The sequence below is a fragment of the Micromonospora sp. CPCC 206061 genome (genome assembly GCF_036906915.1).
In the GTDB taxonomy this organism is placed as follows: Bacteria; Actinomycetota; Actinomycetes; order Mycobacteriales; family Micromonosporaceae; genus Phytohabitans.
On record NZ_JBAKHX010000140.1, the window covers coordinates 1 to 11,624 of the forward strand.

8 protein-coding genes are annotated in these 11,624 nt (G+C 69.7%); 6 read left to right on the forward strand and 2 right to left on the reverse strand.

What is annotated here, in order from left to right:
* Positions 1-85: 85 nt before the first annotated feature.
* On the reverse strand, positions 86-3,256 hold the full coding sequence (locus V6V89_RS39960; RefSeq protein ID WP_334624910.1) for a penicillin acylase family protein: 3,171 nt from the start codon (positions 3,254-3,256) through the stop codon (positions 86-88).
* Positions 3,257-3,326: 70 nt separating this feature from the next.
* Between V6V89_RS39960 and V6V89_RS39965 the strand changes: the two genes are divergently transcribed.
* Positions 3,327-4,646 (forward strand): jacalin-like lectin, encoded by a 1,320-nt coding sequence (locus V6V89_RS39965; protein WP_334624911.1) that lies wholly within the window; start codon positions 3,327-3,329, stop codon positions 4,644-4,646.
* An 80-nt stretch (positions 4,647-4,726) separates the two neighbouring features.
* Entirely contained in the window at positions 4,727-5,398 is a 672-nt protein-coding gene (locus V6V89_RS39970; RefSeq protein ID WP_334624912.1) for an acVLRF1 family peptidyl-tRNA hydrolase, read from the forward strand.
* Positions 5,399-5,553: 155 nt separating this feature from the next.
* Here V6V89_RS39970 and ypfJ read toward each other — a convergent pair whose 3' ends face one another.
* Positions 5,554-6,459, reverse strand: a complete 906-nt coding sequence (ypfJ, locus tag V6V89_RS39975; RefSeq protein WP_334624913.1) for a KPN_02809 family neutral zinc metallopeptidase — start codon at positions 6,457-6,459, stop codon at positions 5,554-5,556.
* Between the two features lie 183 nt (positions 6,460-6,642).
* Here ypfJ and V6V89_RS39980 point away from each other — a divergent pair, with 183 nt between their 5' ends.
* The 4 genes from V6V89_RS39980 (at position 6,643) to V6V89_RS39995 (ending at position 11,528) form a co-directional block, all read left to right on the forward strand.
* Positions 6,643-8,244 carry an ABC-F family ATP-binding cassette domain-containing protein gene (locus V6V89_RS39980; protein WP_334624914.1) on the forward strand — a complete coding sequence of 534 codons (1,602 nt, stop codon included), beginning with the start codon at positions 6,643-6,645 and terminating at the stop codon, positions 8,242-8,244.
* A gap of 205 nt (positions 8,245-8,449) precedes the next feature.
* Entirely contained in the window at positions 8,450-8,677 is a 228-nt protein-coding gene (locus V6V89_RS39985) for a helix-turn-helix domain-containing protein (protein WP_085066491.1), read from the forward strand.
* Positions 8,678-8,723: 46 nt separating this feature from the next.
* The gene (locus V6V89_RS39990; protein WP_334624916.1) at positions 8,724-9,488 is read left to right on the forward strand and encodes an enoyl-CoA hydratase/isomerase family protein; all 765 of its coding nucleotides are present in this window, start codon (positions 8,724-8,726) and stop codon (positions 9,486-9,488) included.
* Between the two features lie 114 nt (positions 9,489-9,602).
* Positions 9,603-11,528: an ABC transporter ATP-binding protein gene (locus V6V89_RS39995; RefSeq protein ID WP_334624917.1), complete on the forward strand. Its 1,926-nt coding sequence runs from the start codon at positions 9,603-9,605 to the stop codon at positions 11,526-11,528.
* Positions 11,529-11,624 lie beyond the last annotated feature (96 nt).

An 11,624-nucleotide genomic window follows, 5' to 3' on the forward strand; every position in this document is an offset into this window, starting at 1 on the left:
CCCGGCGACCCCGCGGGCCAGCCGGCCCGGGCAGCCCGGGCCGCCCGGCGGCCCGCCCGGGCGGGGCCGCCGCACCACCGACCCGCTAGCGCGCGTAGACCTCCAGCTCGTACACGGAGTATCCGTAGCTCGTGGCCCGCTTGACGCCGGCCATCCGCACGTACCGCGCCGTCGTCGGGGTGAACGACGCCACGTCCGTGCCGCCGTTGCCGGCCGTCGTCGACCACACCGAACGCCACGTCGTCCCGTCGGTCGACACGTCGATCCGGTACGAGGTCGCGTACGCGACCTCCCACCGCAGGATCGCGCGCCCCACCGACCTGCTGGACCCCAGGTCGACGGTGAGCGTCTCGTTGTCGCTCCGGCCGCTCGCCCACCGGCTGGCGGGGTCGCCGTCAACGGCGCGGGCGGTCGCGTGCGGCGACTCCACACTGGACGCTGTGACGGTGCGGCCGGCGGCCAGGTTGCTGATGTCCTGCCCGCGCCCGGCTGGGAACGAGACCACCTGCTGGTACGTCGGGCGGTTCTGCCAGGCGATGATCGGCGAGGTGATGCCGCCGAGCGGCGACTGGACGATCGCGTCGGCGCACCATTGGTTACCGGCCGAGCAGTGGTCGTCGCCCGGGTACACGGTGCTGGCCGGCTGCGCGGCGGCCGTGCGCAGCGTGTCGAGCAGCATCGTCCGGCAGGCGGAGAGGCTGCCGTTGCCGCAGTACGTGCGGCCGAGCCCGCCGCTGACCGGGTCGCCGAGCACCGCCCGCAGGTCCTTGTCGACGTACCCCCACCAGCCATACTGGAACGACGAGCCCTTGTGCGTCTGCGCCTCGTTGGCCGATGACGGCAGGTTCGACGCGTCGCCCCGCTGGTGCCCGGACGGCGACTCGTTGACCTGCAACGCGTTGACGAGCGACTGGTACAGGTCGGCGCCGAGCCCGGCCTTGAACTGTCCGTTGACGAGCAGCGGCCACCAGGCGTCGAAGACGCGGATCGCGGTGGCGTGCTGATACACCTTCGAGCCCGCCGCCGTCTCCTTGCGGGTGGCGCCCGCCTGCCGCCATGCGCTCAACTGGTTCACGACAGTGGCGAGCCCGCTGTCTGTTATGGGAGCACTCGAAAGTACCCGGATCAGCTCGTCCAGTACCTCGATGCCGCGTAGGTCGACTGTGGCCGCGTGCTCCACCAATCGCAGCACGCCCGCCCGGTCGAATTTCTGCCCGGCGGCCAGCGCGGTCTTCACCGGGGTGTCCAGCAGCTCGCCGCGGTGCACCGAGCCGAAGCTGAAGTTGCCGTCGGCGGCGCCGAAGTCGGCGGCTGCCTTGTTGTTCCAGGAGACGTAGTAGTTCTGGTTGATGGACTGTGGATGGGCGCTGACGGGGGCGTACCCGGTCCAGGCGTACGAGGCGGCCATCGGCAGGTTCGGGTTGGAGCCGGCGGCGCGGATCGGGTTGCGGCCGGAATTGAAGTACGCCGACTGTGTCGAGTTGACGTAGAACCAGTTGAACGCGTACTCCACGTTGGACGCCGAGGTGATGAACGCGTTGGCTGTGCCCATCACCGACGGGTCGTTGAACATCTGGAAGCCGATCGCCGAGTGCGCCTCGCGGCCGTACGTCGAGCGCTGGTGGGTGAACGCGTACGGCTTGCCGCCGACGGTGCCCCGCCACGCCACGAGCCCGAGCGAGGTGCGCCAGGCGACCAGCTTGTATGAGCCGGCGGGTGTCGAGTCGGCGGTGGTGGGCTTCCACGAGTTCACGTGCGACAGCTCCTCCATCGCCACGCACTGCCCGTTGTACGTGTACCGGTTGCTCGCCACCGTCGGCGTGCTGCCGTCCGTCGTGCACAGCGGCAGCGCGTACGTGTCGGTGATGTCGTGAATGGACGACGTGGCGCTCCACGCGTAGTCCTGGCCGCGTCCCAGCAGCACGTACAGGTTGAGTCCCGCGAACGCCACGCCGCGCGCGCTGATGCCCGGTCCTTGCAGTTCCTGCGCCATCAGCAGCTGCGGTGAGAAGTACCCGGTCTGCGGTCCGAAGACGGCGATGGGGTTGCCGCTGGTGGTGTGCGCCCCGGAGATGACGACGGCGTTGGACATGCCCCGCTGCGCGTCTCCGATGGTGAGTCCGGCGAGCGCCATGGCGCCATCCGTCTTGGACGAAGAGGCGGCGGATCCTGTCTGGCCGGTCACGACCGGCTCGGGCACAGCGGATCCGGCGTCCGGCATCACCACACTGGGCGCGTCGTCCGCCGCCGACCCGTACGGGAAGCTCTGTCCGTTGTGGAGCGTGAGAACCGTTTCGGGGTCGTTTTGCGAGCGGAATGCCCGCCACACCGCGTCACCCTCAGCGGCGCCGTACTTGGCCCGCGCGGATATCCGCACGAGTGCCGACTGCATCTCAGCGCCGCCGCCCCCACCGAACAGCCCGCCGACCACGCCGGCGATCGCGATGAGGTCGGTCATCGTGAAGCGCACCGGGCCGCCCGCGTTGGTGATCGAGTCGAGGTGGCCGGTGAGCACGTACTCGCCGGGGCAGTAGCGGCCGGACATGCACGCGCTGATGTAGGCGTTGACGCCGGCGATGTAGTTCTGCACGTCGGTGTACAGCTGCTCGGAGCGGCCGCCTTCCGCGCGCAGCGCGTTGATCTGGGCCTGGAGGTCCGCCTCGTTGTAGGGGGAGTTGCGCCAGACGCTCTGCTCCAGCGAGCGGTTGCCGGGGGCTCCGCCGGCGAACGACGTCAGCGTGCCCCGGCCGACGTGCCGCAGCAGGTCCATGGTGAACAGTCGGTCCTCGGCCCCGGCGTACCCGGCACCGAACATCGTGCCGGCCCGCGTGGTGCCGGTGATGTGCGGCGTGCCGGTGGCCTTGTCGCGTACGACGGTGACGTCCGAGCGGGGCTGGTACGTCCGCTCCGCCTGGCCGGCGGGCACGCCGAACGAGGCGTTGTTGAAGTACGAGGGGATCTGCTCGTCGCTGAGCCCGGCGTAGTTGTAGACCAGGTTCGCGTACTTGTCGAGCTGGTCGGCGGAGTGTGCCGGCCGGGTGCCGAACGCCTGGTGACCGAGGATCTCGACGAGCGTCGCGTTGCCGTTCTGTCCTGGCGGCAGGATGTCGGCACATTGCTCCAGGCAGTAGTCGTTGGGCACCAGGACGGCGGCGCTCGCGGGCGGGCCGGTGAGGACGACGAAACCGGTGGAGGCGGCGAGCACGAGGGTGCTGGCGGCGTGGAGGAGTGCGGATCGACGCATGGCGGTCCTCATGACTGTGAATATGTGAGGAACATTCGTGTACCGGATAGTAACCGCATCTGAGCTGTGATAGATAGAGGCAATGTTGTCGATTTCGCGAGGCATGGTGGCGGTGGTCGCCCTGCTGGCCGCCGGGTCAGTCGCCTCCCCGGCCACCGCCGCGCCACCACCCACCGGCACCTTCTCGGTGCTCACCTACAACGTCGCCGGGCTCCCCGAGGGCCTGTCGAGCGGCAACCCCTCAGCGAACACGCCCACCATCGGCCAGCGCCTCGGGGCGTACGGCGTCGTGCACGTGCAGGAGGACTTCAACTACCACGCCGCCCTGTACACCAACGACAACCATCCATATAGGACACCCACCAGCGGCGGCGCGGGCTTCGGCGACGGGCTCAACACGCTCTCCGACTACCCGTACTCCGACCTCGTTCGCGACGACTGGGACTCCTGCAACGGCACCGACTGCCTGACTCCCAAGGGATTCACGTGGTCGCGGGTGCGGTTCGCCGAGGGCGTGTACGTCGACTTCTACAACCTGCACCCCAACGCCGGCACCACCGACGCCGATCTCGCCGCCCGGCGCGCGAACATCAGCGAACTGTCCAGCTACATCCAGGCCAACTCGGCCGGCAACGCGGTCGTCGTCATGGGCGACACCAACACCCGGTACACGCGGGCCGGCGACAACATCCGCGACCTGCTCTCCGCCAACGGGCTCACCGACGCGTGGGTGCGGGCCGTGCGGGGCGGCACGCCACCCGCCGCCGGCAGCGCCGCGCTGGTATGCGACGACGCCAACGTCACCAACGCCTGCGAGGTCGTCGACAAGATCCTGTACCGCGGCAACCGGTATGTCACGCTCGCGCTCGACTGGTACAGCAACGAAAACGCCGACTTCCGCACCGCCGACGACAAGATGCTCTCCGACCATTACCCGATCGCGGCCGGCTTCCGCTGGACCCTCAACCCCAGCCTCCAGCTCAGCGACGCGTTCGGCGGCCCGCACGGCACCCCGTACACCGACGTCGCCACCGTGCCCGTCGGCCAGCGGGTCACCCAGGTCGGCATCCGCGCCGGCTCCCGCGTCGACCAGGTCGGGCTCACCCTCGCCGGCGGCACCGCGTACAGCCACGGCGGCACCGGCGGCACCGCCAGCAGCCTGACGCTCGTGGCGGGGGAGCGGCTCACCTCGGTCACCCTCAACGCCGGGCAGAAAAACGGCCGCACCAGGATCTTCTACATCCGGTTCGTCACCAGCACCGGTCGCACCCTGACCGGCGGCACAGCCACATCGGACACCGTCACCTACACGGCGCCCGCCGGCTGGCAGATCAGCGGCTTCCACGGCAGGGCCGGCACCGAGATAGACAGGCTCGGCGTCATCTTCACCCCAGCTGCCTGAGAGCTTTACGCGCTGGTCAAGCGCTCCAAGGCGGCGGAGGCAGGCGCCCTCATGCTCCGATCATGCCGTACGGTCGGCGCATGGGTGGGCGACCTGCGGCGGGCGGCGGGCGCTGGGTCGAGGTCGACCCAGCGCGCCTGGCCAAGTGGATCGACGGCTTCGCGAGCCGTCACGGTCCGCCGAGGTCCATCATCATCGGGTACGCCGTCCGCATGACCGCCCCGGACGGGACGACCGCCGATCTGCACCCACCCCCAGGCGCCCCCGCCCCGGCTGCGGTGCATGCGCCGGACGTCGACCTGGCGGGCTTTCTGACGGCTGTTACGGCTCCCCGCCGGATCGGCCTGCTGCTGGCGCGCGCCGGAGCGGTCGCCGTGGGCGTGGCGGACGGCGACCGGCTGGTGGCATCCAAGGTGGAGACCCGATACGTGCAGGGCCGCACGGCCGCGGGTGGCTGGTCGCAGCAGCGGTTCGCCCGCCGCCGCGCCAACCAGGCCAAGGCCTCCGCCAACGAGGCCGTCGACCTGGCAGTCCGGGTGCTCCTGCCAGCGGCGTCGTCGCTGGCGGCGCTGGTGTGCGGCGGCGACCGCCGCACGATCGACACGATCCTGTCCGACCCCAGGCTGGCGCCGCTCGGCCGACTCCGCGCCGACCGCCACCTACCCGTCGCCGAACCCCGACACGCCGTCCTCCTGGAGGCGGTCACCCAATCCCGCGCCATCCACATCCTCGTGCGCGACCCAACCCCCTAGGGCCGTGCCGCTGGCGGCGGGTCCCGCGAGGTGCTCAAGCCGCCGCCCGCCCGCTGCCTGCGCCGCCCTCAGCGGCGCGTGCATGGCCCGCCGATCAAGGGGGATTGCCCTTGATCGGCGGGGAGAGGGGGAGCGGCGGGGGAGTGAAGCGGGGGTTAGATCGAGCCGGAGAATGTGTCGCAGGACTTCGGGTCGCCGGACTCGTACCCCTTGCCGAACCAGCGTTGGCGCTGGGCGGACGTGCCGTGGGTGAAGGAGGACTCGTCGATCCGGCCGCCGGTTTTCTTCTGGATCGTGTCGTCGCCGATCGACGCCGCCGTGTCCAGACCTTCCTGGATGTCCTGCTGGGTGATGCTCGTGAAGATCTTCTGACCGCTCGCGTCGGTGGTGCCGACGGCGTTCTTGGCCCACGCGCCCGCGTAGCAGTCGGCCTGGAGCTCCATGCGCACCGACAGCTCGTTGGCGTTGTCGGGATCGCGTTGCTGCTGGCGGCGCACCTGAGCCTCCGTGCCTAGCAGGTCCTGCACGTGATGGCCGTACTCGTGAGCCAGCACATACGGCTGGGCGAACTCGCCGGACGCGCCGAGCTGCTGCGCCAGTACCTCGTAGAACGTCAGGTCGATGTACACGTGGTCGTCCGCCGGGCAGTAGAACGGCCCGACGCCGGAGTCGGCCGAGCCGCACCCGGTGCTCACGGCGTTGCTGAAGAGCACCGTGTCCGACGGCTGGTACGCCTTGCCGAAAGCTTCCGGCAGCGCGGTCTGCCAGTACGCCTGGATGGAGTTGACGTACAGCGTGTTGCGGCAGTCGAGCTGGTCGAGGGCGTTGTCGGTCGAGCACTTCTGCTCCAGCGCCGTGTTGTCGCCCCCGCCACCGTCGTCGGTCACCGCGTTGAGGCCGAGGCCACCGCCGGTCAGGGCGACCAGAAGGGCCACCACGAGACCGATCCATCCACCCTTGCCGCTCGGTAGCGGGATCGGCATCCCGCGCCCGCCACCACCGGCGCCGCGCCGGTCTTCGACCTGGCTGGTGTCGACGTTGGCATCCTCGTTGAGTTCCACGGCACTACCGATACCCGATGATCTTGTTCTTTAGTCGGTTGGGTGACCGCGCCACGCCGGGTAGAATCGCCGCCGTGCTCTTGTGCGAAGACTGACCGCCCCCGCACCGGCTGGTGAAGCCTCCCCGCCGGTGCTCCCGCGTGCCCAAGAGTCAGTCTTCGATCCGAGAGTGAGTTTTCCGCGATGATCACCGCCACCGGCCTGGAGTTGCGCGCCGGCGCCCGCATCCTGCTGTCCGGCACTACCCTGCGCGTGCAGCCGGGCGACCGGATCGGCCTGGTCGGCCGCAACGGAGCTGGCAAGACCACGACCCTCAAGGTGCTGGCCGGTGAGGGTATGCCCTACGCCGGCCAGGTCGACCGCCGCAGCGCTGTCGGGTACCTACCGCAGGACCCCCGTACGGGTGACCTTGACGTCACCGCGCGCGACCGCGTGCTGTCCGCGCGCGGCCTCGACGCGCTACTGGCCGAGATGAAGAGCATCGAGGCCAGCCTCACCAACGGAGACGAGCGCCTTCTTCGCCGGTACGGCACGCTTGAGGACCAGTTCGCCTCCCTTGGCGGGTACGCCGCTGAGGCGGAAGCCGCGCGAATCTGTGCCAACCTGGGGCTGCCCGATCGGGTGCTCAGCCAGACCATCGGCACCCTCTCGGGTGGTCAGCGGCGCCGGATCGAGCTCGCGCGCATCCTGTTCCGCGACGCCGGCGAGGACGGGCACGGCATCCTGCTGCTCGACGAGCCGACCAACCACCTGGACGCCGACTCGATCGCCTGGCTGCGTGGCTACATGGCGGCTCACAAGGGCGGGCTCGTCGTGATCAGCCACGACGTGTCGCTGCTGGAGGCGGCGGTCAACAAGGTCTGGTACCTGGACGCCAACCGGTCGGTCGTCGACATGTACAACGTGGGCTGGAAGGCGTACCTGGAGCAGCGCGAAACGGACGAGCGGCGACGGCGTCGCGAGCGCGCGAACGCCGAGAAGAAGGCCGGCGCCCTCATGGCGCAGGCCGACAAGATGCGGGCAAAAGCGACCAAGACGGTCGCAGCGCAGAACATGGCCCGGCGCGCCGAGCGGCTGCTGTCCGGCCTGGAGGAGGAGCGGGCCGGCGACAAGGTCGCGAAGGTGCGGTTCCCGACGCCCGCGCCGTGCGGACGGACGCCGCTCACCGCGACCGCGCTGTCCAAGTCGTACGGGTCGCTGGAGATCTTCACGGACGTCGACGTGGCCGTCGACCGGGGTTCGCGGGTGGCCATTCTCGGGCTGAACGGCGCCGGCAAGACCACGCTGCTGCGCATGCTGGGTGGCCTGCTGGAGCCGGACACCGGCGAGGTCCGCGCTGGGCACGGACTGCGGATCGGGTACTACGCGCAGGAGCACGAGACTCTCGACATCGAGCGAACCGTGCTGGAGCACATGAGGAGCGCGGCGTACGAGCAGTCCGACACCGACCTGCGCAAGATCCTCGGGGCGTTCCTTTTTTCGGGTGACGACGTCGACAAGCCAGCTGGCGTGCTCTCCGGCGGCGAGAAGACGCGGCTGGCGCTCGCCACCCTCGTCTGCTCGGGTGCCAACGTGCTGCTGCTCGACGAGCCGACGAATAACCTCGATCCGGTGAGTCGCGAGCAGGTGCTCGACGCGATCGCCCGGTACCCCGGTGCGATCGTGCTGGTCACCCACGATCCGGGTGCGGTACTGGCGCTCAAGCCGGACCGGGCGATCCTGCTGCCCGACGGCGACGAAGACACCTGGAGCGACGACCTCCTGGAGCTTGTCGAACTCGCTTAACGAGATGTGCGGTGCGCAAGATGCTCAGTAGGCGGGATGCGATCCCGGTGAGTGCGACTGAGTACGATTTTCACGGCCGTCGGGTTGCCGACATGGGTGTGCGTGTCGGTTGGCGAACAGAAGATATCTAGCGCATGATCGTTCGAGGCGGTCTAATAGGTGGGACCGCAATGAAACCGCACAGTCTGGGACGTGAGGAATCAACATGGCAGCCACCGGCACAGCCACCAGCACAGAGAAGGGTCGCCGGATCGTCGGAGCCGAGCGTCAGACGCTAGCCAAGGACCTGGTCAAGAGGTATACCTCGGGCGAGAGCATTCGCGCCCTGGCTGCGTCGACCGGCCGTTCCTACGGGTTCGTGCACCGCGTGCTCACGGAGTCCGGCGTTCAGCTCCGCCAGCGGGGCGGCGCGCGGCGCCGTAAGAAGGCGTGACCGCACTTTCCGCTGTTCGGCACCGTGCCGCCGCCGGGAACCCCCGATGACCTCCGGTGGCGGTGTACGGCTGGAATGCGACGGGCCGGTGGCAACTGTTACGTTGTCCCGGCCCGACGTCCTCAACGCGCAAACACCTGAGATGTGGTTGGCGCTGAGCGAGTTCTCGCGAGACCTGCCCGGCGATGTGCGGGTCGTTGTCGTGCGCGGCGAGGGTCGAGCCTTCTCAGCGGGGCTGGACCTTTCAGTGGCTATGCGCGAAGGGGTGAATTCTTTCACCGAGTTCGCGCGGCTTCCGCCTGAGGAAAGCGCCGATCGCATTCACGGCTTTCAAATGGCATTCACCTGGCTCCGGCGCCATGACATCGTTAGCATCGCGGCCGTGCAGGGCCACGCGATCGGAGCTGGATTCCAGCTCGCACTCGCGTGTGACATGCGCGTACTCGCCGACGACGCACAACTGTCCATGGCCGAGGTGACTCTCGGTCTGGTGCCCGATCTGGGCGGCACCAAACGTCTCGTCGAGCTGATCGGGTACGGGCGGGCGCTGGAGGTGTGCGCGACGGCCCGGCGCGTGGGCGCGGCCGAGGCCGAGCGCATCGGCCTGGCCAATGTCGTGGTGCCCCGATCCGACCTCGACTCGGCCACCGCCGACCTGGTCGCCGCGGTGCTCGCCGGCCCGCGCAACGCGGTCGTCGAGCTCAAGGCCCTGCTCACCGGGGCTGCCGACCGCTCGTACCAGGAGCAGGACCGAGTCGAGCGGGAGGCCCAGGTGCGCCGCTTCCGCGATCTCGCGGGGCTGGGAGAGTAAGGACCCGATCGGGAAGAAAGTGCTTACCGGGTGAGTTTTGTCGTAGGGGCGGAGCAGACTGGTCCCTGACGAGCTCGCTGGAGGTGGCAGGTGTCATACGGTGCCGGATGGGGGATGCTGCGGTCCATCCGCGCCCGCGACGAGGTCAGCAACCACCGGCTGGCACGGGGCACCGGACGGCGCATCCTCGCGTTCGCCCGGCCCTACCGGTCCGACATCGTTGTCTTCCTGATCACGGTGATCATCTCGGCGGGCATCGGGGTTGCCACGCCGGTGCTCGCGGGCGACGTGGTCAACACGATCACCGGGGGCGGCGCCGGCGCCGGCACCAGGGTGATCCAGATCGCATTCTTCATCGCCGGCCTCGCGGTCGCCGACGCGCTGCTGTCCCTGGCCCAACGCTGGTATTCGGCCCGCATCGGCGAGGGCATCATCCTCGACCTGCGCACCCAGGTGTACGACCACGTGCAGCGCATGCCGCTCCAGTTCTTCACCCGCACCCAGACCGGTGCCCTGGTCAGCAGGCTCAACAACGACGTCCTCGGCGCCCAGCGGGCGTTCACGTCGACGCTGTCCGGCGTGGTCAGCAACGTGATCCAGCTCGTACTCACCGCGGCGGTCATGTTCACCCTGTCGTGGCAGATCACCGCGCTGTCACTGGTGATGCTGCCGGTGTTCATCATCCCGGCGCGCCGCGTCGGCAAGCGGCTCGCAGAGATCACCCGCGAGGGCTACGACCTCGACGCGAAGATGAACGCCACGATGACCGAGCGGTTCGGCGTGGCCGGCGCGCTGCTGGTCAAGCTCTTTGGTCGCCCCGAGGTCGAGGCGGCACGGTTCGGCGAGCGGGCCGCACGGGTCCGCGACATCGGCATCCAGTCCGCGATGTACTCACGCACCTTCTTCGTCGCCATGCTGCTCGTCGCGTCGCTGGCGCAGGCGCTCACCTACGGCCTCGGCGGCTGGCTCGCCGTCAACGGCTCGGTCAGCGCCGGCACCGTCGTCACGCTGGCGCTGCTGCTCACCCGGCTGTACGGGCCGCTGACCGCCCTGTCCAACGTCCGGGTCGACGTGATGAGCGCGCTCGTCTCGTTCGACCGGGTCTTCGAGGTGCTCGACCTGGCGCCGAGCATCGCGGAAAAGCCGGACGCGGTCGACATCCCGGCGGGCGCCGGCCGGCTGGAGTTCCGCGACGTGCGCTTCCGGTATCCGACCGCGGCCGAGGTCTCGCTCGCCTCGCTCGAAGAGGTGGCCACGCTCGACCGCACCGTGACCGAGCCGGTGCTGCGGGGCGTGTCGTTCGTGGTCCAGCCCGGGCAGATGGTCGCCCTGGTCGGCCCGTCGGGCGCCGGCAAGTCCACCACCTCGATGCTGGTGTCGCGCATCTACGACGTCACCGACGGCGAGGTGCTCGTCGGCGGCGTCGACGTCCGCGAGGCCACGCTCGCCTCGCTGCGCGACACGATCGGCGTCGTCACCCAAGACTCACACCTCTTCCACGAGACCATCGCCGACAACCTGCGGTACGCCAAGCCGGAGGCCACCGACGAGGAGCTGTGGGCCGCACTGCGCGGTGCTCAGGTCGAAGATCTCGTACGCGCGCTGCCCGACGGGCTCGACACGGTGGTAGGCGAGCGCGGCTACCGGTTCTCCGGTGGCGAGAAGCAGCGCATCGCGATCGCCCGGCTGCTGATCAAGGCCCCGTCGATCGTCATCCTCGACGAGGCCACCGCCCACCTCGACTCCGAGTCCGAGGCGGCCGTCCAGCGCGCGCTGTCGGTGGCGCTGAGCGGGCGCACCGCGCTGGTCATCGCACACCGGCTCTCGACCGTGCGCAACGCCGACCAGATCCTGGTCCTCGACGACGGCAAGATCGTCGAGCACGGCCGCCACGACGATCTGGTTGCCGCGGGTGGCCTGTACGCCGAGCTGTACCGGACCCAGTTCGCCGTGGCCGACTCGCCCGCCCCGTACACCGACGCGGTGGGTCCCGAGCCCGTCGTGACGGTCCCGCACCGCGCCTTCACCGACGAGCCCTAGCCCGCAGCACCCCAAATCCGCCCCGCGCCCCGCGCCCCGCGCCCCGCGCCCCGCGCCCCGCGCCGGGCGCCGGGCGGGTCGTGCCCCGCGGGTCCG